Origin of the sequence: Cryptosporangium sp. NPDC051539, from assembly GCF_044454545.1 — a bacterium.
Taxonomy (GTDB): domain Bacteria; phylum Actinomycetota; class Actinomycetes; order Mycobacteriales; family Cryptosporangiaceae; genus Cryptosporangium.
This window is the reverse complement of the sequence record NZ_JBITDV010000016.1, coordinates 110166-131381: the sequence shown is the minus strand read 5'-3', so window position 1 is coordinate 131381 and position 21216 is coordinate 110166. Positions and strand designations below refer to the sequence as shown.

General features: G+C 70.8%; 20 protein-coding genes and 1 pseudogene. 11 read left to right on the top strand and 10 right to left on the bottom strand.

What is annotated here, in order from left to right; genetic code table 11:
- Window positions 1–596 precede the first annotated feature (596 nt).
- Both ACIBZJ_RS38450 and ACIBZJ_RS38445 read left to right on the top strand, forming a co-directional pair.
- Window positions 597–692, top strand: a pseudogene (locus ACIBZJ_RS38450) (YbaB/EbfC family nucleoid-associated protein); the annotation flags it as partial.
- A 570-nt stretch (window positions 693–1262) separates the two neighbouring features.
- On the top strand, window positions 1263–3128 hold the full coding sequence (locus ACIBZJ_RS38445) for a redoxin domain-containing protein (RefSeq protein WP_395938557.1): 1866 nt from the start codon (window positions 1263–1265) through the stop codon (window positions 3126–3128).
- A gap of 47 nt (window positions 3129–3175) precedes the next feature.
- Here the strand turns inward: ACIBZJ_RS38445 and ACIBZJ_RS38440 are convergent, their stop codons facing one another.
- The 4 genes from ACIBZJ_RS38440 to ACIBZJ_RS38425 form a co-directional block, all read right to left on the bottom strand.
- Window positions 3176–3409 carry a DUF6458 family protein gene (locus ACIBZJ_RS38440; RefSeq protein WP_395938556.1) on the bottom strand — a complete coding sequence of 78 codons (234 nt, stop codon included), beginning with the start codon at window positions 3407–3409 and terminating at the stop codon, window positions 3176–3178.
- A 161-nt stretch (window positions 3410–3570) separates the two neighbouring features.
- Entirely contained in the window at window positions 3571–5412 is a 1842-nt protein-coding gene (locus tag ACIBZJ_RS38435) for an acyl-CoA dehydrogenase (RefSeq protein WP_395938555.1), read from the bottom strand.
- A gap of 310 nt (window positions 5413–5722) precedes the next feature.
- On the bottom strand, window positions 5723–6841 hold the full coding sequence (locus tag ACIBZJ_RS38430) for a PP2C family protein-serine/threonine phosphatase (protein WP_395938554.1): 1119 nt from the start codon (window positions 6839–6841) through the stop codon (window positions 5723–5725).
- Between the two features lie 223 nt (window positions 6842–7064).
- Window positions 7065–7625, bottom strand: coding sequence for a phosphoribosyltransferase family protein (locus tag ACIBZJ_RS38425; RefSeq protein WP_395938553.1), 561 nt, complete (start codon window positions 7623–7625; stop codon window positions 7065–7067).
- A gap of 18 nt (window positions 7626–7643) precedes the next feature.
- On the opposite strand from ACIBZJ_RS38425, the gene ACIBZJ_RS38420 reads away from it, so the two are divergent.
- Window positions 7644–8708 (top strand): DNA glycosylase AlkZ-like family protein, encoded by a 1065-nt coding sequence (locus ACIBZJ_RS38420; protein ID WP_395938552.1) that lies wholly within the window; start codon window positions 7644–7646, stop codon window positions 8706–8708.
- A 109-nt stretch (window positions 8709–8817) separates the two neighbouring features.
- Window positions 8818–9657: a patatin-like phospholipase family protein gene (locus ACIBZJ_RS38415; RefSeq protein WP_395938551.1), complete on the top strand. Its 840-nt coding sequence runs from the start codon at window positions 8818–8820 to the stop codon at window positions 9655–9657.
- A 49-nt stretch (window positions 9658–9706) separates the two neighbouring features.
- Here the strand turns inward: ACIBZJ_RS38415 and ACIBZJ_RS38410 are convergent, their stop codons facing one another.
- Complete coding sequence (locus ACIBZJ_RS38410) at window positions 9707–11152, bottom strand: glycosyltransferase family 39 protein (protein ID WP_395938550.1); 1446 nt, start codon at window positions 11150–11152, stop codon at window positions 9707–9709.
- Between the two features lie 155 nt (window positions 11153–11307).
- Between ACIBZJ_RS38410 and moaA the strand changes: the two genes are divergently transcribed.
- The 7 genes from moaA (at window position 11308) to ACIBZJ_RS38375 (ending at window position 17495) form a co-directional block, all read left to right on the top strand.
- Window positions 11308–12321, top strand: coding sequence for a GTP 3',8-cyclase MoaA (moaA, locus tag ACIBZJ_RS38405; protein WP_395938597.1), 1014 nt, complete (start codon window positions 11308–11310; stop codon window positions 12319–12321).
- Window positions 12322–12564 carry a MoaD/ThiS family protein gene (locus tag ACIBZJ_RS38400; protein WP_395938549.1) on the top strand — a complete coding sequence of 81 codons (243 nt, stop codon included), beginning with the start codon at window positions 12322–12324 and terminating at the stop codon, window positions 12562–12564.
- Window positions 12565–12665: 101 nt separating this feature from the next.
- Window positions 12666–13862 (top strand): metallophosphoesterase, encoded by a 1197-nt coding sequence (locus ACIBZJ_RS38395; protein ID WP_395938548.1) that lies wholly within the window; start codon window positions 12666–12668, stop codon window positions 13860–13862.
- A gap of 31 nt (window positions 13863–13893) precedes the next feature.
- Window positions 13894–15156: a metallophosphoesterase gene (locus ACIBZJ_RS38390; RefSeq protein ID WP_395938547.1), complete on the top strand. Its 1263-nt coding sequence runs from the start codon at window positions 13894–13896 to the stop codon at window positions 15154–15156.
- Between the two features lie 280 nt (window positions 15157–15436).
- On the top strand, window positions 15437–15685 hold the full coding sequence (locus ACIBZJ_RS38385; protein WP_395938546.1) for a hypothetical protein: 249 nt from the start codon (window positions 15437–15439) through the stop codon (window positions 15683–15685).
- Between the two features lie 45 nt (window positions 15686–15730).
- Window positions 15731–16921, top strand: coding sequence for an AAA family ATPase (locus ACIBZJ_RS38380; RefSeq protein ID WP_395938545.1), 1191 nt, complete (start codon window positions 15731–15733; stop codon window positions 16919–16921).
- 70 nt (window positions 16922–16991) lie between these two features.
- Window positions 16992–17495 carry an anti-sigma factor gene (locus ACIBZJ_RS38375; protein ID WP_395938544.1) on the top strand — a complete coding sequence of 168 codons (504 nt, stop codon included), beginning with the start codon at window positions 16992–16994 and terminating at the stop codon, window positions 17493–17495.
- Here the strand turns inward: ACIBZJ_RS38375 and galE are convergent.
- The 5 genes from galE to moaC all read right to left on the bottom strand — a co-directional run bounded on the left by galE (window position 17488) and on the right by moaC (window position 21177).
- The gene (gene galE, locus ACIBZJ_RS38370) at window positions 17488–18480 is read right to left on the bottom strand and encodes a UDP-glucose 4-epimerase GalE (protein WP_395938543.1); all 993 of its coding nucleotides are present in this window, start codon (window positions 18478–18480) and stop codon (window positions 17488–17490) included. The genes ACIBZJ_RS38375 and galE overlap by 8 nt on opposite strands.
- Before the next feature lie 97 nt (window positions 18481–18577).
- On the bottom strand, window positions 18578–19030 hold the full coding sequence (locus ACIBZJ_RS38365) for a molybdenum cofactor biosynthesis protein MoaE (protein ID WP_395938542.1): 453 nt from the start codon (window positions 19028–19030) through the stop codon (window positions 18578–18580).
- Window positions 19031–19055: 25 nt separating this feature from the next.
- Window positions 19056–20228 carry a molybdopterin molybdotransferase MoeA gene (locus tag ACIBZJ_RS38360; RefSeq protein WP_395938541.1) on the bottom strand — a complete coding sequence of 391 codons (1173 nt, stop codon included), beginning with the start codon at window positions 20226–20228 and terminating at the stop codon, window positions 19056–19058.
- Window positions 20225–20722, bottom strand: a complete 498-nt coding sequence (locus ACIBZJ_RS38355; protein ID WP_395938540.1) for a molybdenum cofactor biosynthesis protein B — start codon at window positions 20720–20722, stop codon at window positions 20225–20227. The genes ACIBZJ_RS38360 and ACIBZJ_RS38355 overlap by 4 nt, the downstream gene beginning before the upstream one ends.
- Window positions 20710–21177 carry a cyclic pyranopterin monophosphate synthase MoaC gene (moaC, locus tag ACIBZJ_RS38350; protein ID WP_395938539.1) on the bottom strand — a complete coding sequence of 156 codons (468 nt, stop codon included), beginning with the start codon at window positions 21175–21177 and terminating at the stop codon, window positions 20710–20712. Before moaC ends, ACIBZJ_RS38355 begins: the two co-directional genes overlap by 13 nt.
- Window positions 21178–21216: the final 39 nt, after the last annotated feature.

The following is a 21216-nucleotide window of genomic DNA, read 5'->3' as shown; positions in this document are numbered from 1 at the left end:
ACCCGACCTCCGGCGCACCCCGCCCGACGTCAGCACCGCCGACCGCCGCGTACCCCACCTCGGGAGCCCCCGGCGCGGCCTACCCGACCTCCGGCGCACCCCGCCCGACGTCAGCACCGCCGACCGCGGCGTACCCCACCTCGGGAGCCCCCGGCGCGGCCTACCCGACCTCCGGCGCACCCCGCCCGACGTCAGCACCGCCGACCGCCGCGTACCCCACCTCGGGAGCCCCCGGCGCGGCCTACCCGACCTCCGGCGGACCCCGCCCGACGTCAGCACCGCCGACCGCCGCGTACCCGACGTCCGGGCCTCCGCAGCAGCCTCCGGCCGGGCCGACTCCGCAGCAGCCGGCCGCGCCGGCGCCGCAGCCTCCGCCGCCGACTCCCGGCACCCACCAGCAGCCCACCAGCGGCGCGGGCCCGGCCTGGGCGCCTCCGACCGGCGCCCCGTACGGCTCCCCCCAGCAGCAGAGCACCCCGCCCGGCGGCTACGTACCCCCCGCCCAGGCCTACGGCGCCGCCCCCGCCCCGGGAACCGTCGGTCCAGGACCCGCCGCACCAGGCACCCCAGCGCCGGGCACCCCCGCGCCCGGCGGCCCACCCCCGGCAACGGGCGCCCCCAGCGCCTACGGCCACCCGAACGGCCCCGGCATGCCGGGCAGCCCCGGCATGCCGGGCAGCCCCGGCGGGCCCGCCGCCTACAGCACCCCCGGCGCCCCGGGAAGCCCCGGCACCCCAGGCGGACCCGGTACCCCCGGCGCCCCGGGCGGATGGGCTCCCACCGGGCCTCAGACGCCCCAGGGGCCTCCCCCGGGCGGCCAGCCCGGAGCCCCCCCACAAACCGCTCCTCCGGGCGCACAGCCCCCGGGCGGCCCCCAGAAACCCTGGTACACCCGCGGCCCGATCATCGCCGGCCTGATCGCCGCCGTCGTCGTCCTCGTCCTCTGCGTCGGCGGCGCCTTCTGGGTGGCCGACTCCGTCGTCGGCAGCGACTACTCCAGCGGCAAGTGCATCAAGCGCGAATCCTCCGGCGACAAGGACCGCGCCGTCCCCGTCGACTGCAACAGCGACGGCGCCTACCAGATCATCAGCCGGGTCAACGACACCACCAAGGTCGAAGACGGCTCCTGCCCACCCGACACCACCGACGCCTTCGTCAACTTCAAAGACGAGTACGTCCTCTGCCTCCGCAAGGAGGACTGACTCCGCCTCCGCGAGGAGGACTGACCGGCACCGGGTCCGGCCGACCGGCAGACTAGGGCCGTGACACGCGCAACCTTCCGGGTCCGGGCCCCCGAGCTCCAGGGTCGCGGCTGGCTGAACACCAGCGGCCGCGACCTCTCGCTCGCCGAACTCCGCGGCCGAATCGTCCTGCTCGACTTCTGGACGTTCTGCTGCATCAACTGCCTGCACGTGATCGACGAGCTGCGGCCGGTCGAGGAGGAGTTCGGCGACGAGCTCGTCGTGGTCGGCGTCCACTCGCCGAAGTTCGAGCACGAGCGCGACCCCGAGGCCCTGAAAGCCGCCGTCGAGCGTTACGACGTCCCGCACGCCGTCCTCGACGACCCGGAGCTGCTCACCTGGCAGCAGTACGCGGCCCGCGCCTGGCCGACGCTGGCCGTCATCGACCCCGAGGGCTACCTCGTCGCGTCGATGTCCGGCGAGGGGCACGCCGAGGGGCTCCGCCGGCTGATCCGCGAGCTCATCGAGCAGCACACCGCGAAGGGCACGCTGAACACGACCGGCGAGCTGCCCACGAAGACGGCACACGACGACACCGAACTCCGCTTCCCGGGCAAGATCGCGCTCCTCCCGAACGGCAACTTCCTGGTCAGCGACACCGCCCACCACTCGATCGTCGAACTCGAGCCCGACGGCGAGACCGTGCTGCGGCGCGTCGGCGACGGCACCCGCGGCGCGAAGGACGGCGCCGACCCCCGGTTCTCCGAACCGCAGGGAGTCTGTGTTCTCCCGTCCGACGTCGCAACCCGGACCGGTTACGACGTCCTCATCGCGGACACGGTCAACCACAAGCTGCGCGGGCTGGCACTCGAGACCGGCACGGTCACCACGGTGGCCGGTACCGGAGAAGTCTGGCGCGGAGCGCCGGGCGACCCGGTCGACATCCCGGTCGATCCGCTCGAGGCCCGGCTGTCGAGCCCGTGGGACGTGGTCTGGTACGAGCCGGCGAACGCGGTGATCATCGCCATGGCCGGGACTCACCAGCTCTGGTCCTACGACCCGGTCGCCCGCCGTCTGGCGGTGTTCGCCGGCACCACGGTCGAGTCGCTGCGCGACGGCCCGGTGGAACAGGCCTGGTTCGCCCAGCCGTCCGGCCTCGCCGCCGACCACGACAAACTCTGGATCGCCGACAGCGAGAGCTCCGCGCTCCGCTGGATCGAGAACAGCGCCGAGGGTTTCCGGGTGCACACCGCCGTCGGCAAGGGCCTGTTCGACTTCGGCGCGATGGACGGCAAGGCGGACGACGCCCTGTTCCAGCACCCGCTCGGGGTCGCGGTGCTGCCGAACGGGTCGATCGCGGTCTGCGACACGTACAACAACGCGATCCGCCGCTACGACCCGGTCGCGGACGAGGTGTCCACTCTGGCCACGGACGTGGCCGAGCCGTCCGGTGCCGTCGTCGTCGACGGGACGCTGGTCGTCGTCGAGTCGGCCGCGCACCGGGTGACCAGGCCGGTTCCGCCCGGCGAAGCCCAGCAGATCACCGGCACCCGCCACCGCACGAAGCGTCCGCCGGTCGAGCTCAGCCCGGGTGAGATCCAGATCAAGGTCGTGTTCGAGCCGCCGGCCGGCCAGAAACTCGACGACCGCTACGGCCCGTCGACGCGTCTGGAGATCTCGGCGAACCCGCCGGACGTCCTGCGGGGCGGTGAAGGCGTCACCACCGACCTCGAACGCCGGATCGTCCTCGCCACCGAAAACGACGAGGAGGAGCCCTCCGAGGAGGGCGACGGCGTGCTGCAGGTCAGCGCGCACGCGGCGAGCTGCGATGTGGACGGCCCGAATCCGGCCTGCCACCTCAGCCGCCAGGACTGGGGCATCCCGATCCGAATAGTCCCCGGTGCCCCGTCCGAACTCGTCCTGATGCTCCGGGGAGAGACCTCCTAGAAGCCAGAAACCCCCGGGCGCGGGCCCGGGGGTTTCTCGGTGAAGTTCTACAGCGGCGGTGGCGGCTGGGTCGGGTCGTCGGTGTAGATCCGCTCCCGCGTCGTGGCGCTCGCGCGTTTGCGCGGACCCCAGTAGAAGACGCTGATCAGAATCCCGACGATCCCGATGAGCATCAGGATCCAGCCGATCACCTGAAGGTCGATGCCTTGCAGGTCGACCGTGACGGCAAAGGCAAGAATTGCGCCCAGGGCGATGAGGAAGAGCCCCGCGCCGATACCCATGTCGACCTCCCGGTCGTTTTTTGCCAGATGCCGCTCGTCCTACCCGGCAAAGGCCTGTCTGACACGCGAATCGTGTGACCGCCGCCGACGCTACTCCACCCAGGGTACGACGGGATGCCGAAACCATGACGGCCTGGTACGTGTCAAGCAGGCGTTAGCCGTCAGAACGCGCTTTCGGGCAACTCCATCACGTCCAGAGTGGTTGCCTCGAGCACCGCACGCCGGGCCGACAGCTCGGGCAGCACCGTGGCGGCGAAGAACCGCGCCCCGGCGATCTTGCCGGTGTAGAAGTCCACCTCCGGAGAACCGCCGTCCAGCGCCTGCTGGGCGACGTCGGCCTGGCGGAGCAGCAGCCACCCGACGACCAGATCGGTCGTCGAGAGCAGCACCCTGGTCGTGTTGAGACCGACCTTGTAGATGTTGGCCGGGTCCTCCTGCATCGACATGAGCTGCGTGACGCTCCACCCGATCATCGCCTGGACGTCGTCCAGCGCGGTCTTGAGCAGCGCGCGCTCGTTCTTCAGCCGGCCGTTGCCGCTCTCCGACTCGATGAACGCCGCGATCTCGCCGGCCAGTACGCCGAGCGCCTTGCCGGAGTCGCGCACGATCTTCCGGAAGAAGAAGTCCTGGCCCTGGATCGCCGTGGTGCCCTCGTAGAGCGTGTCGATCTTGGCGTCCCGGATGTACTGCTCGATCGGGTAGTCCTGCAGGAAGCCGGAGCCGCCGAACGTCTGCAGCGACTCGGCGCCGAGCAGCTCGTACGACCGCTCCGACCCGCCGCCCTTGACCATCGGCAGCAGCAGGTCGTTCAGCCGCTCGAGGGCCTCGGCGGCGTCGAGGTCGCCCGCTGCGCGGGCCAGGATCAGCTGGTCCTGCACCGACGCGGTGTAGTGCACCAGCGCCCGCAGACCCTCCGCGTAGGACTTCTGCCGCAGCAGACTCCGGCGGACGTCCGGGTGGTGGATGATCGTGACCCGCGGCGCCGTCTTGTCGGTCTGCCGGGTCAGGTCGGCGCCCTGAACACGGCTCTTGGCGTAGTCCAGCGCATTCAGGTAGCCGGTCGACAGCGTCGCGATCGCCTTCGTGCCCACCATCATCCGGGCGGCCTCGATGATGTTGAACATCTGCCGGATGCCGTCGTGCACCTCGCCGACCAGGTAACCCACGGCCGGATTCTTGTCTCCGAACGTCAGCTCGCAGGTCGTGGAGACCTTGAGGCCCATCTTCTTCTCGACGTTCGTGACGTAGGCGCCGTTGCGCTCACCCAGGTTGCCGGCGTCGTCGAAGAGGAACTTCGGCACCATGAACAGGCTCAGGCCCTTGGTGCCGGGGCCGCCGGCGCCCTCGACACCGACCGGCCGGGCCAGTACGTAATGGATGATGTTGTCGGCCATGTCGTGCTCGGCCGAGGTGATGAAGCGCTTGACGCCCTCGAGGTGCCAGGTGCCGTCCGCCTGCGGGATCGCCTTCGTGCGTCCGGCGCCGACGTCCGAACCGGCGTCCGGCTCGGTCAGCACCATCGTGGAGCCCCAGTGCTTGTCGACGAAGAGCTTGGCCCACTCTTTCTGCTGCGGCGTCCCCAGCTTGTGGAAGACGCCGGCGAACGCGTAGCCGCTGGCGTACATGTGGATCGCCGGGTTCGCGCCCAGCACCAGCTCGGAGATCGACCAGACCAGCTGGCGCGGGCTGCGGATGCCACCGAGCTCCGGCGGCACGTCCAGCTGCCAGGCCTCGGAATCCTGCAACGCCCGGTAGGACTTCTTGAACGACTCGGGCAACGTCACCGAGCTCGTGGCCGGATCGAAGACCGGCGGGTTGCGGTCGGCGTCGACGAAGGACTCGGCCAGCGGCCCCTCCGCGAGCTCGACGGTCTGCGCGAGGAACGCGCGGGCGGTGTCTTCGTCGATCGCCTCGAACGCGCCCTGACCCAGACGGTCACCCGCGCCGAAGACCTCGAACAGGTTGAACTCGAGATCGCGCAGATTGGCTTTGTAGTGGCTCATCGCGGCATGTCCTCCCGTGCCGACGGCCCGCCGCGGTGACAGGCCATACCGATCGGTATACCGGTCGGTAACAAATGCCATGTTACCGGCCGGTAATCGTCATCCGGGTGACAGTGAGGGGGCTCACAAGCGGCACTAGCCGCGACTTTGCGCGCCGGAATGACAAAAACGACTGACCGTCGCGAGAGAGAAGACAGCAGGCTGCTAACGCAGCCAATCAACAATGGCGTCTTTGGCGCCGGATCCGGGGGGTGAGGGGACGGTCGCCGTGCCATCGACCCACGCCGTCAGGACCTGAGCGGACGCGATATCAGTCACCCGAGATGGGGTCCCACTCCCACGTGGGGCGGGCCGCGCTCGGCGCATCAGCCTTACGCTCGACTCCCGTGTACTCGAGCAGGATCAGCGCGATGTCGTCGTCGAGGACTCCGTGCACCCAGCCCCGCAGCGCATTGACCAGCGAAGTCAACCCGTCTTCGACCGTGCCGTGCCCGGCGATGCGCCAGGCCCGCTCACGGATCGGGAAGAACTCACCGTCTTGCCGGGCCTCGGCCAGCCCGTCGGTGAAGAGCAGCAACCGGTCGCCGGGCTCCAGCCGCTCGACCCGCGGCCGCACCACCGGCAGGAAGCCCAGCGGCGGCGCCGGCGACGGCGGCTCGAGGGGGATCACCGTCCCCTGCCGGAGCAGCAACGGTGCCGGGTGGCCGCAGTTGAGCACGGTCAGCTGACCGCCGCGCTCTTCGATCAGGCACGCGGTGACGAAGTCCTCGTAACCGACCGACCGCGCGACCGCCCGGTCGAGGTCGGCGACGATCGCCCGCAGGTCGACCCGCTCGTGGGCCACGTGCCGGTACGACCCGAGCACGCTGCTGGCCAGCCGCACCGCCTCCAGGCCTTTTCCACGGACGTCGCCGATCAGCACCCGGGTGCCGTACGGAGTGCTCAGCGCTTCGTAGAGATCACCGCCGATGTCGGCCTCCGCGTTGGCCGATACATACCGCACCGCGACGTTCATCCCGCCGATGCGCGGTCCGAGTGGCCGCAACACCGCCTGCTGCGCGACCACGGCGAGCTTGCTCAGCGTCGCCACGCGCTTCGTCGTCCGGTCGCCGAGCATGCTGAGCCAGGCCGCCAGCGCGGTGAAAACCAGGATCGCGGCGAGCCGGAGCACTTGCCGCGGATCGAGCGCGGCGCCGTTCAACATCCCCAGCCCGGTGCCCAGAACGAAACAGAGCGTTCCGACCACGAACGTCGACCGGTAGGTCGACAGCGCGGCCGCCAGGAACGGCGGCGCCACCAGGAGACCGACGAACTGCAGCCCCGGCATCGCGACGTCGAAGGCCGCGATCGCCAGCGCCAACAGGCACGCGGCGACCACGCCGGTGCGTGGCGACACCACCGGGTCCCCGAGGTGCGGGTTCGTTGGCATCGACGGGTCCACCCCTGACAACACAGCGTGACGCGTCTGCGTACGGACCTTCCCTAGGATGCCCGTTCGGTACTCGTCCGACTCTCCGGCACGGCGAGAAGGGGCCGTGCGCCCATCTGTCTCGCCCATTCGTCTGAGGGCCAACCGTCCCTTTGGTGGCGCTTGCGACACCTTAGTGATCATCCAGGTATTCCGCGCCTTTGTGTGCCCCGGTCGCGGTCCGTCAGGTGTAGTGGTGATCGTCGAGCTCGGCCTCACGGACGAGCCCGCGAACGCACAATCTGTTCCGGACGTCAGGCTGCGCGCCGTCGACGATCACGGCCGCGCCGAGGTACCGGGCGCCCGACGCGGCGACGATCTCGACGAGCGCGGCCAATTGCGCACCGGTCTCGATCCAGTCGTCGACGACCAGCACCCGGTCGCCCGGGCTCAGGTGCCGGGCACGGACGCCCAGCACCACCGGACGCCCGTCGTGCCCGAGGCCGCTGCTGCGGGTGATCAGCTCGTCGGCGAGTTCGGCGCCGCTCAGGTCGCGGTACGCCTCGACGAACCCGACCCCGAGCGACCGCGCGACCAGGGGCCCGAGCAGGAACCCGCTGGTCGCCGGCGCGACGACCACGGTCGGCGGTTCGGGCGCGAGCGCCGCCAGCGCCGGGCCGAGCGCGTCCAGGAGAACCGGGTCGCGCCACCATCCGGACCGGTCGGTCAGCAGGTGATCGCACCACTCGCCCGGGTCGATCCAGCGGAAACGGCTGAGCAGCCGCTGTTTCAGCTCCCCGTCCACGTCCGCCAGTATGACGCCATGGCACAGTCCCTCGATGTCGACCGGGCCACCGTGCTGGCCTACCGCATCGGCGCACACCAGCTCGACCGTTCAGCGGACGAGCTCGCCGTGCTCGATCTCGGGGTCGCCGACACACCGGCCGGTTCGGCGAGGCAGGCGTCGGCGGTTCGCGGTGCCGCGCTCGACGACGACCTGATCACCGTCTGGGGCGCCCGCGGTGCACCGTTCGTGCACCGCCCGGCCGAGGTCCCGGCACTGGCGGCCGCGTTGCGGCCCCGGGACGAGGCCGACGCCAAGGCCAGGCTCGGAGCCTCGTCGGCCCGGGTTCCCGGCCTCGATGTGGACGCCGTGCTGGCGGCCGCCGCGGCGATGCACGAGATCGTCACGAAGCCGGTCGGCAAGGGCGACTTGAGCACGGCTCTGTCCGCGCGACTCCCCGACCTCACGTACTCCTGCCCCGGCTGCAAGGTCGACCACCTCTCCGACCAGCTTTTCCGTATCGCCGGGCTGCTGGGCGGCGTCCGGATCGAGCCGGGGACGACGCCGCTGGTCATCGCCCCTATCGCCGGCTGGACGATACCGGCGAGGACCCGGCTGACCGAGCCGGCCCGCGCGTACCTCCGCCTGCACGGACCGGCGACGCAGGCCGAGGTCGCCGCCTACTTCGCCGCGAGCAGGGCCACGGTCGCGGACGACTGGCCCGACGACCTCGTCGAGGTGCGAGTGGACGGTCGGGCCGGGTACTGGATCCCGGCATCGCAGGAGGCGGCACTGCGCGAACCGGCCGCGCCCGACCTCGTCCGGCTGTTGCCGCCGGGCGACCCGTATCTGCAGACCCGCAACCGTGACCTGCTGGTACCCGAGCGGGCCGAACAGAAGGCGCTCTGGCGTCCACTGGGGAACCCGGGCGCGGTGCTGGCCGAGGGTGAGATCGTCGGTTTCTGGCGGCCGAAGACGTCGGGGAAGAAGCTGACGATCACCGTCGAAGGGTTCCGGCCCATCCGGGAAGACCTGGAAGACGAGGCCCGGATCATCGCCGCCGCCCGCGGCGCCACGGACGTCCGGCTGGTTCTCGTCGATTGACGCGCCGCGCCGTCGACGGCCGCCGGAGACCCGGACCGGGACGCCCGACACCCGGGCCGAACAGCGCATTCCGCTCCCACGAGCCCGGATAACCGTCAGAATTCACAGGATGACGGGGAGTGCACTGGTACTCGGCGGGGGCGGGGTCACCGGCATAGCTTGGGAGATCGGGCTACTGGCCGGGCTACTGGACGCGGGCGTCGATCTGACGACCGCAGATCTGATCGTCGGGACGTCGGCCGGTTCGGTGGTGGGCACCGTGATCGCGACCGGCGGCGACGTCGAGGACCTGTACTTGCGGCAGCTCGAGCCGCCCACGGACGAGATCGCGGCCGGCATGGCCACCTCGATGATGCTGCGTTGGGGGTTCGCCGCGGTGACCAGCCGCAGCCCGCAGCGGTTCCGTCTCCGGGTCGGCGCCCTGGCCAAGCGGACGCGGACCGTGCCACCGGACGAGCGGCGCAAGGTCTTCGAGTCCCGGCTGCCGGTGCACGAGTGGCCGGCCCGGCGGCTGGTGCTGACCGCCGTCGACGCCGACACCGGCGAACTCGAACCGTTCGACCGCACCAGCGGCGTCCCGCTGGTGGACGCGGTCGCGGCGAGCTGCGCGGTGCCTGGCGTGTGGCCGCCGGTGAAGATCCACGGGCGCGACTACATCGACGGTGGCGTCCGGTCGGCCGCGAACGTCGACCTGGCCGCCGGGTGCGATCGGATCGTCGTGCTGGCACCGATCCCCCGGGGCGGCGGCCCGATACCCGCCGTCTCCGCACAGGTGGCCCAGCTCGGCGACTCGGCCCGCGTCGCGGTCGTGACGCCGAACCCGTCCGCGAAGGCCGCGTTCGGCCGGAACGTGCTCGACCCCGCACGCCGGGCGCCGAGCGCCCGGGCCGGCCGCGCCCAGGCTGCCGACGCCGCGATGGCCGTCCACGCGATCTGGTCGGCCGCTTAGGGTCGGTCGAGCCGTGTCCCGGCGACGGCGCCGACCGGCCGGACCGGGATCACACCCGGCGGATCCGGGGCCAGATCGTCCCCCAGGAACCCTGGCGGTCACGGCACAGCCAGATCGGCGCCCCGTTCTCCTCGTTGTCGATGTCGATTCCGACGTCCACCGACCCGGCCCGCTCCACCGATCCGAAGAACCGCCGCAAGTACGCCGGGTCGTCGAATCCCACCGCGATCACCGTGGACACCGAGTCCGGCGGCACGCCGAAGTCGGCCACGCTCATGTGCCCCGAGTAGACCGGCACGTCCCCGTACCGGGCCAGCGCTCCGGCCTCGCCGTAGTTGCTGGTGAGAACGACCGCGCCCGGCGGCGTGACCCGCTCGATCGAGTCGACCGCCGCCGGCCATCCGACCGTCTCGCCCGCGTCGTAGTTGATCGCGACCACGGCGTCCGGAATCGACGACACCGGGGCGAGCGGCAGCATCAGGAAAGCGTCCGTCAGAGCGCAGAAAACCACGGCGACGGCGAGCAGGGCCCGCCGCAGGGCCACCCGGCCGCGGGAGACCCACCCGACGACCGGCACCGAGCCGACGCCGGTCAGCGCCAGCAGCATCGGCACGTCGTAGTAGCCCTTGCCACCGCCGAGGAGCAGCAGGGCGAAGATCACGACCGCGGCCCACGCCAGCGCCCGGAACTCGGCCCGGCGGAACAGCGCGACCAGGCCGGTCACCCAAACGGCGGTCGCGATCGGGCTGACCAGCACCAACTGCAGTGCCAGCGCGACCGGACGCCCGGCGTAGGAGCTGTCCCCGGACGCGATCTCACCGGCGACGTCGAGCTGCGGGAACCCGTGCGCGGCCTGCCAGACGAGGTTCGGTGCCACCAGCACCACCGCGATCGCGAGCCCGGCCAGCACCCAGCGGTCACGCAGCAGCCGCCGTGGCCCGGCGATCAGCAGCCCGCCGATCAGCCCGATCGCGAGCAACCCGATCAGGTACTTGTTCAACATCCCGACGCCGGCCGCCACACCGATCAGCAGCGCCCACCGGGTGTCGCCGGTCCGCAGCACGCGGAACGTCAGCCAGAGGACGACCAGCCAGAGGACGACGTCGACGGTGGTCGTGCTGAGCAGGTGACCGAACGCGAACAACCCGGACGACGTCGCCACCAGGACGGCGGCCAGGAGTTGAGCGGCCCGCCCACCGCCGAACTCGCGGGCGATCAGCGCGACCAGGACGACGCACGACCCGGCGATGAGGGCCGAGGGTGTGCGGAGCACCGTGAGGTTGCCGGGCGCGATCGTGTCCATGAGCCGGGCGATCGCCGGGGTCAGTGGGGGTTGATCGACGAAGCCCCAATTCAGGTGTTTGCCACAGAGCACGAAATAGAGCTCGTCGCGGTGGTAGCCGTACCGGCCGGAGAGCGCGAGCAGCACCCCGGTGGGGACCGCTGCGACGGCCCAGATCCATCGATTCAACGGGGGCAGGGTGGCCTGCGTCATACGCCTCAGGATGGAGGGTCGCCGCACCCCATGGCACCGATTTCGTCGGCTACCGAGTCGTATGACCGACTCACTTCCAACCTACGCCGGTTACGCTCGGAAACATGGCTGTGGTTCCGCTCGGACTGCCGGCCGTGCCGATCCAGCGATCCGGCATGGCCGATCGACCCGTGGGTGAGGCCGGGCTGGTCGACCGGTTCGGGCGCGTCGCGACCGACCTGCGAGTCTCGCTGACCGACAAGTGCAACCTCCGGTGCAGCTACTGCATGCCGCCGGAAGGGCTGCCGTGGCTGCCGTCCGACCGCCTGCTCTCCGACGACGAGGTCGTCCGGCTGATCAGGATCGCGGTGGAGTGGCTCGGTGTGAACGAGGTCCGCTTCACCGGCGGCGAGCCTCTGCTGCGCCGCGGGCTGGTGCAGATCCTGCGCGCGACCACCGCGCTCCGGCCGCGGCCGGAGACGATGCTGACGACCAACGCGATCGGGCTGGCGCGGTTGGCGCCCACGCTGGCCGCCGCCGGTCTCGACCGGGTCAACGTTTCGCTCGACACGCTCGACCAGGAGACGTTCCGGCAGCTCGCTCACCGCGACCGGTTGGACGACACGCTCGCCGGGCTGAAGGCCGCGACCGTCGCCGGGCTGACGCCGGTGAAGATCAACAGCGTCCTGCTCCGCGGCGTGAACGAACACGAGGCCGTCGCGCTCGCGGAGTTCGCGCTCGAGCACGGCCACGAGCTCCGGTTCATCGAGCAGATGCCGCTGGACGCGCAGCACGCCTGGGACCGGTCGTCGATGGTGACCGCGTCCGAGATCCTCGGGTTCCTGCAGACCCGGTGGACGCTGACACCGGACCCGGCCCATCGCGGAGCGGCCCCGGCCGAGACCTGGGTGGTCGACGGCGGGCCGGCGAAGATCGGTGTGATCGCGTCGGTGACCAGGCCGTTCTGCGGTTCGTGCGACCGGACCCGGCTGACCGCCGACGGCCAGGTCCGCAACTGCCTGTTCGCGTCCGGAGAGACCGATCTGCGGGGGGCGATGCGGTCCGGAGCCTCGGACGAGGAGATCGCGGATCGGTGGCGGATGGCGATGTGGGGCAAGCTGGCCGGGCACGGAATCGACGATCCCTCGTTCCTGCAGCCGGATCGTCCGATGTCCGCTATTGGAGGCTGAGTGAACGTCACCGTTCGGTACTTCGCCGGCGCGCGCGCCGCGGCGGGTGTCGAGGAGGAGCCGGCCAGCGCGAACACGCTCTCCGAGCTGCGGTCCCAGCTGGCCGAGGCGCACGGCGGGCATCTCGAGAAGGTGCTCACCGCGTGTTCGTTCCTGGTCAACGGTGTCGCTGCGCGAGACTTCGAGACACCGCTCCCGGCCGGTGGAACCGTCGACGTTCTCCCGCCGTTCGCCGGGGGTTAGGCCCTCAGCTGTTTTTCAGGCGGTGGCCCTAGGCTCCGCTAGGGCTTTCTAGCAGCGGCGCTAGAGAGTCGTAGAGCTACCAACAGACACCGGCGGGGCTAGTGCGGTTCCTCTTCCTGCTCGTTCCGCTGGCCCTGGTCATCGGAGTGCACGTCTGGGTGTGGTGGCGCCTGTTCGGTGCGCCGTTCCGGTCGCGGCGGGCCCGGATCCTGGGTGCGCTGGGGATCGTGGCGCTGATCGCCTGCGTTCCGTTCGCGCTGCGTCCCGGTCTCGGCGGTCCGGCGTTCCTCACGGTGCTGGCCTGGATCGGGTGCCTGTACCTGGCGTCGCTCTTTTACCTGCTGCTCGTGCTGCTGGTGCTCGAGCCGGTGCGCCTGGCGGCGCACGTGTTGTGGGCCCGCCGTCCGGCACCGGTTCCGGTCGCCCATGCGGACGCCGGACCGCCTGCCGACGTGAGCCGGACCTTCGACCGGCGGGTGTTCCTGGCCCGGGCCACCGCGGTGACGGCCGGGGCGGTGGCGCTCGGGACGGTGGGGTTCGGAGTCGCGGAGGCACGGAACGTGCGGGTCAAACGGGTGCCGATCACGCTGGCCAAGCTCGACCCCCGGTTCGACGGCTTCCGGTTCGCGGTGATCAGCGACATCCACCTCTCGCACACGCTGCGACGCCCGTTCCTGCACGGCGTCGTCGAGCAGATCAACGGCCTGAACGCCGACGCGGTCGCGGTCGTCGGTGACCTGGTCGACGGCAGCGTCCACGACCTGGGCCACGACGCCGCCGAGCTGGCGAACCTCCGCTCCCGGCTCGGGACGTACTTCGTCACCGGCAACCACGAGTACAAATACGACCTCTATGACTGGCTCGACTACCTGCCGACACTCGGGGTCAAGCTGCTGCGCAACGAACGGGTGGACCTCGGCGGGTTCGACCTGGCCGGCGTCAACGACGTGAGCGCGGAGGACTGGGACTGGAAGTGGCCGGGTCAGTCCGCGGACCTGGACGCGGCGCTGAGCGGCCGGGACCCGGATCGGCCGGTGGTGTTGCTGGCCCATCAGCCGAAGCAGTGGCCGGACGCGGTCCGCTACGGCGTCGACCTGCAGTTGTCGGGGCACACGCACGCGGGGCAGGCCTGGCCGTACGACTACGTCGTGGCGCGGGAGCAGCCGGTGCTCGCGGGGCGCGCGGTCGAGGGCGCCAGCCAGCTCTACGTGACCAGCGGCATCGGCAATGCCTACGTGCCGGTGCGGGTCGGGGCGGTGCCCGAGATCAGCCTCATCGAGCTCTATAGCAAAGTCTAGAGATTTTGCTAGAACCATTGAGAGAGGTGCAGTGAACGTCGGGCGGATCCTCGCGATCGTGGTCTTGGTAGTCGGAGTGATCGGTGGGATCCACCTCTACCTCTGGTGGCGGATGGTGGCGACGCCGTTCCGGTCGCGCCGGGCGCGGTGGATCGGTGCGGGCGCGACCGTGGGCATCATCGGGTTCGCGATGATGGGCCTGCGCGGCAGTCCGGAGTCGCTCCCGAGCCCCCTCGACACGATCGTGAGCTGGGGCGGCCCGCTCTGGATCGCCGTGATGTTCTACCTGTTCCTGTTCCTCCTGGCTCTGGAGCCGGTGCGCTGGATCGCCCGGGCGTCGATCGCCCGCCGAGGTCGCGCGGTCAGCCGCGCCGCCGTTGCCGTCGGGCCCGCGGGCGGAGCCGACGACGCCGGGGCGGAGCCCTCCGATCCCGGCCCCCGCGATGACCGTGCCGCAGTTGATCGGCGGGTGTTCCTCGGGCGCGCGGCCGCGCTCACCGCCGGGGTGGCGGCCCTCGGCACGGTGGGCTACGGGATCAGCGAGGCGCGGCACGTGCGGGTCAAGCGGATGACGATCACGCTGCCCCGCCTCGACCCGTCGATGAACGGTTACCGGTTCGCGCTGCTCACCGACATCCACCTCTCCCCGACCCTCCGCCGCCCGTTCCTCGACCGGGTCGTCCGCACGGTCAACTCCCTCGACGTCGGTGCGGTCGCGGTCGTCGGTGACCTGGTCGACGGCAGCGTCGCCGAACTCGGCGAGGACGCCAAGGCGCTGAGCGACCTGCGCTCGGCCGACGGCACGTTCTTCGTCACCGGCAACCACGAGTACTACTCCGGCGCGGCCGAGTGGGTCGAGTACCTGCCGACGATCGGCGTCGACGTGCTGCGCAACCGCCGGCTGCAGATCGGCGGCGCGGACGGCTTCGACCTGGCCGGCGTCGACGACGTCACGGCCGCGGACTCCGGCGTCCCGGGGCACGGCGCGAACCTGTCCGAGGCGCTGGACGGGCGCGACCGGGACCGCCCGGTCGTCCTGCTGGCCCACCAGCCGGTGCAGTGGCCGGAAGCCGTCGACCGCGGTGTCGACCTGCAGCTCTCCGGGCACACCCACGGTGGCCAGATGTGGCCGTTCACGCTCGCGGTGCCGCTGCAGCAGCCGGTCGTCGCCGGCCACGCGACCGACGGCGACAGCCAGATCTACGTCAGCCGTGGCGTGGGCTACTGGGGTCCGCCGGTGCGCGTGGGCGCGCCACCGGAGATCAGCCTGATCGAGCTCCGTAGCCCGGTCTAACCAAATCTAGGAATTTCCGAAGAATCCCGTAGAACCGGCTACGTGCCAACTCTCCCCCCTCGCGCACCACCACTAGCATTTGGGCTGATATACAACGCGACATATTCGTCCGGACAAACACCGACGAACACTGAACCGTTGGACGCCGATCCGCGTGACCCGGGTCAGCGCGACTGAAGTGTTCCGCCGCCGGGAAAGGGACTCATTCATGACCCACGCTGTTCCTCGTCCCCGCAACTCCTCGGCTCGCACGAGTACGTCACGGCATCCGGTCACGCCCGTGCGTCCGTCGAGTTCGGCCGATCGGCGCGCACTGGTCACGCCCGACCGCGTCCCGCTCGACCGGCAGCCCCCGCTGCCCAAGCGGACGCCGGGCATCGCGCTGGACGAGGTCCACCGGAACAGCATCATCCAGATCAGCCGGGACCAGCTGGCCGACGGTGCCGACAAGCCGGTCTCCGACCGCTGGTTCCGCGCCAACCGACCCGAGGCTTCCGCGGATCCGGGCGACACGTCGAGCTCGATCTAGCCAAATCTAAGGCTTTCGCTAGAAACCCCGATACGGTCCTAGCGCATGGACCCCGTGCGTAATCCCTACGCCCCCGGCGCGGGCCAGCGGCCGCCGGAACTGGCCGGCCGTGATCGCGAACTCGACCAGTTCGACATCGTGCTCGAGCGCGTCTCCCGCCGGCGGCCCGAGCGCTCGATGATCTGCACCGGCCTGCGTGGCGTCGGGAAGACCGTGCTGCTGAACGCGCTGCGTTCGCAGGCGATCGGCCGTCAGTGGGGTACCGGCAAGATCGAAGCGCGCCCCGACCAGGCGCTCCGCCGTCCGCTCTCCGGCGCGCTGCACATGGCGGTGCGCGAACTCTCGTCCCACCACCGCGCTCTGGACCGGATCGACGACTTCCTCGGGACGCTGAAGGCTTTCGCACTCCGGTCCAACCCGGCCGGCGGCAAAATCCGCGACCGCTGGCAGCCCGGCATCGACGGACCGGTGGTCAGCGGTCGGGCCGACTCCGGTGACATCGAGATCGACCTGACCGAGTTGCTGTCCGACGCCGCCGAGCTCGCCACCGACGTCGGCACCGGCATCGCGCTGTTCATCGACGAGATGCAGGACCTCGGTGCCGACGACGTCTCCGCGCTGTGCGCGGCCTGCCACGAGCTCTCCCAGACCGGTGCGCCGCTGATCGTCGTCGGCGCCGGCCTGCCGCACCTGCCCGCGCTGCTCTCGGCCAGCAAGTCGTACTCCGAGCGGCTGTTCCGCTACGTCCGGATCGATCGCCTCGACCGTCCGGCGGCCGACCTGGCGCTGCTGGCGCCGGCTCGACGCGAGGACGCCACGTTCGACGAGGACGCACTGAGCGCGCTGTACGAGGCCGCCGACGGTTATCCGTATTTCGTCCAGGCCTACGGCAAAGTGACTTGGGACGTCGCCCCGAGCTCGCCGATCACCGCGGCGGACGTGAAGGTGGCCGCCCCCGAGGCGGAAGCCGAGCTGGCGGTCGGGTTCTTCGGGTCCCGCTACGAACGGGCCACCCCGGCCGAGCGCGAGTACATGCGGGCGATGGCGGGGCTCGACAGCGAGTCCGACGCGGTCTCCACGTCCGAGATCGCGGTCTCACTCGGCCGCAAGCCGTCCAGCCTGTCTCCGGCGCGTGACAGCCTCATTAAGAAGGGCCTGATTTACTCGGCCGAACGGGGGACGGTGGCATTCACCGTGCCACACTTCGCTCGCTACCTCCGCACCCAGCCCGCTTGAAATTCCGAAAAGTGGCGCCGACCGGGCAGAGTGAGCGGTGAACACAGGCCCCGGCTGGGAGTAGCTTCCGATGACCGACGTAGCGAAGGACGCCCCCACCCGCAGGCGCCGGTTGCTGACGATGCTCGTTCTCGCCTGTGCACTCGTCATCTGCGCGGTCACGCTGACGCTCGAGGTCGAAGAGCAGCGAGCCCGCGACCAGCGCAGTCTGATCGCCTCGGAGCAGGATCGCCTGGAACGGATCGAGACCGTGCTCACCGCGCCGGACGCGACCACCAAGCGCACGACGACCAAGACCGGCATTCGGCTCTCGTCGGTGTTTTCCGAGGAGAACAAGGCCGCGGTCGTGACGTTCACCGACCTGCCGGAGATCGAGCCGAAGCAGGCCTACGAGCTGTGGCGCATCCGGAACGACCAGATGAAGTCGGTGAAGATCCTGTCGACCGAGGGGCGGGACGGCACCGCCCTGGTGCTCAACCTCGACAAGGGTGACGCGGTGGCGTTCACGGTCGAGCCGGAGGGTGGTTCGGGCCAGCCCACCGGCGACATCGTGGTGGGCCTGCCCATCAGCTGACTTCGTGCAGGCGTTGCGGACGGATCTCGGCCCACTCGAGTGAGTGGCGGATGCCGTCTTCCACGGCGTACTTCGGCTCCCAGCCGAGCAGTTCACGGGCCAGGCCGTTGCGGGCGAAGGCGCCCACGACGTCGCCGGGCCGCGCCGGAGCGTCTTCGTGCGGCAGCGGCTCGCCGATGACCGCCTCGAACGCGTTCACCAGCTCCCGCACGGTCGTCCCGGTACCGCTGCCCAGGCAGATGACCCGGTATCCGGACACGATCCGATCGAACCGGCGGAGTCCTTCGACGTGCGCGCGGGCCAGGTCCCAGACGTGGACGTAGTCGCGGATGCCGGTGCCGTCGCGGGTGTCCCAGTCGGTACCGGTGATGGAGAACGTCACCCGGTCTTCGTAGGCCTGCACCAGCTTGCCCAGCGCGTGCGACGGACGGGCCACCTGCAGACCGGTGCGCAGCTGCGGGTCGGCGCCGATCGGGTTGAAGTACCGCAGCGAGAGCGTCTGCAGCGACGTCGCGGCGGCGACGTCACGCAACACGTTCTCCACCATGACCTTGGTCGTGGCGTACGGGCTCTGCGGGTCGATCACCGAGTTCTCGTCGACCGAGAAGTCGTCCTCGGTGCCGTACATCGACGCCGATGAGCTGAAGATCAGCCGCTCGCACCCGTTGCGCGCCAGATGCTCGACGAGCTGGATCGACTTGGCGACGTTCTCCCGGTAGTACCGCAGCGGGTCGGCCATCGAGTCCGGGACGACGATCAGCGCGGCACAGTGGACGACCGCGTCGATGTCGGGGTGATCGGTGAAGATCTGGTCGATCAGCGCGCCGTCGGCGATGTCACCCTCGTAGAACGGGCGCCCCTCGGCGAATTCCCGCCGTCCGGTGACCAGGCTGTCGAGGATGACCGGCTGGATCCCGCCGTCCAGGCAGGCGGAGCCGATCGTGCTCCCGATGAAGCCGGCGCCGCCGGTGATCAAAACCTTCACACTCGAGTTCCTTTTCGGCGGAACATTCCTGACTAAACCTCAATCGTAACGGCCGTTCGTTACGGCCTCGGGCGGAGCGGCCCAGAAGGTGCCCCGCTCAGGGGCAAGCGACCCATTCGTCGGAGCCGTCGACGAAGACCTGGCGCTTCCAGATCGGCAGCCGGGCCTTCACCGTGTCGACGAGTTCCGCGCACAGCGCGAACGCCTCGCTGCGGTGGGCGGTGCTGACCGCGCAGGCCAGCGCGGTGTCGCCGAGCTTCAGGGGACCGATGCGGTGACTCACCGCGATCGCCTCGACGCCGTCTCGTGCGGCGAACTCCGCCGCGATCTCCGCGAGTACCTCACCGGCCGACGGGTGACCGGTGTACTCCAGTTCGGTCACGGAGCGCCCGTGGTCGTGATCGCGGACCACACCGGCGAAGCCGACCACGGCGCCGGCAGCCAGGTCACTCACCAGGTTCTCGTGCTCGGTGGTCGAGATCGGCGATTCCGTGACCTGAGCCACGACGACGCGGTGGCCGACGGTACGCGCGAGATCCGGCAGAGTCATGAAGACCTTCCTATCACCGGATAGGTCAGGTCGGCATCGGGACGAAGTCTGCTTTGGTACCGGCCAGAGCGGTGGTGCCCGGACGAACGATGACGAATCCGTCGGCACCGGCCACCCCCCGCAACATCGCGGAACCGGCGTGCCGCAACGTCACCGCGCCGTCCGGCGTCAGGCGCGCGAGCGCGAGGTGGGTGTCTTCCCCGCGTCCGGGCACGTCGTTGGCCAGCACCACCGACGACAACGGCGGCAACGGGGCTCCGGCCAGCCCGGCCAGCAGCGGCGCGGCCAGCGTCACGACGCCGATCACCGCCGACTGCGGGTTGCCCGGCAGCCCGACCAGCCAGCCCGCACCTGGGCCGGGCAGCGTCGCGGTGAGCATCGGGAACCCTGGGCGCACGGCCACCGTGTCGACGACGTAGCTGCCACCGAGCGTGGTCAGCGTCGGGTGCAGGTGGTCGACCGGCCCGTGCATGGTGCCGCCGGTCGTCACGACGACGTCCGCCTTCTGGGCGGCGTCGCGCACCGCGGTCTCGTGCGCCTCGAGCGTGTCGGCCGCCCGGGTCACCCCGAGCACGTCCGCACCGAGGCGGCGGATCCAGCCCGGCAACGACGGACCCAGCGCGTCCCGGACCCGGCCGGCTCCGGGCGGGCCGCTGTCGAGCAATTCGTCGCCGAACACCACCACCGCGACCCGCGGGCGCCGCCGCACCGACAGCACGTCGTGCCCGCACGCCGCCGCCAGCGCCAGCACGCCCGGCGTGACCCGGACGCCCGGCGGCAGCAGCACCTCGCCGGCGGCGGCCTCCTCACCGGTCGCCCGCCACTCCTGCTTGGTCGGCAGCGCCGCGGTGACCCAGGACCCGTTCTCGACCTCGGCGTTCTCGCTACGGATCACGTGCTCGGTGCCCACCGGCACCATCGCGCCGGTCGCGATCTCGACCGCGGTGCCCGACGTCACCGTGATCTCGCTGGCGTCACCGGCCAGCACCTGACCGACCAGACGCCAGGGCGCCGGACCCGCGATCGCGTAACCGTCCACGCTGGACGTGTCGAACGCCGGCAGCGCGGTGAGCGTCACCAGCGGGGTCGCCAGGACGGCGCCGTCCGCCTCGGCCAGCGGTACCGGCCGGCTGAGCAGCGGCCGGGCCGCGCCGTGTACGGCCGCTCGAGCGTCGTCCCAGCTGATGGGGTGGGTCACGCGTGCCCTCCGGGGTGGTCTCCGCCACGGATCTGATCGACGGCGTGCGCGAGGACCGGGCCGAGCACGGCCAGCCCGTCCTTCGCGCCGCCGCGGGATCCCGGCAGATTGACGATCAACGTGCGACCGGCGACGCCCGCCAGGCCGCGGGAGAGCATGGCCGTCGGTATTCGCGGGGCCGCGTACGCGCGCAGCGCCTCGGCGATACCGGGCACCTGGTAGTCGAGTATCTCGACGGTGACGTCCGGCGTCCGATCGGTGGGGTTGATGCCGGTGCCGCCGCTCGTCAGCACCACGTCGACACCGTCGGCCACCGCGGCGCGCAGCGCCTCGCCCACCGGATCTCCGTCCGGGACCACGACCGGGTCGCCGACCTCGAAGCCCAGCCCGCGCAGCCCGTCGGCCAGCAGCGGCCCGCTCTCGTCGGCGTACACGCCCGCGGCGGCGCGATTCGACGCCACGACGACCCGCGCGGTCCGGCTCACCGGTGCCATGACCCGGTCTTGCCGCCTTCTTTGGACTCGCAGCGCACCGCGTCCAGCGACGCGGCCGGATCGACGGCCTTCACCATGTCGATCAACGTCAGCCCGGCGGCGGCCACCGCGGTCAGGGCTTCCATTTCGACGCCGGTCCGGTCGGCGGTGCGTGCGGTCACCGTGATCGCGACCTCCGTGTCGCGGATGTCGAACGCGACGGTCACACCGTGCAACGCGATCGGGTGACACAGCGGAATCAGGTCCGGGGTCCGTTTGGCGCCCATGATGCCAGCCACCCGGGCGACCGCGAGCGCGTCGCCCTTGGGTAGCCCATCCTGGCGCAATAGGCCGATGACCTCGGCAGTTGTCCGCAACAGGCCGGTCGCGACAGCGCTCCGGACCGACGCTTCCTTGGCGGAGACGTCGACCATCCGCGCTGCCCCGGCCGAGTCGACGTGACTGAGCTCGGGCATGGCACCAGAGCTTACTGTCAGTCCCGGGACCCGTCGGGC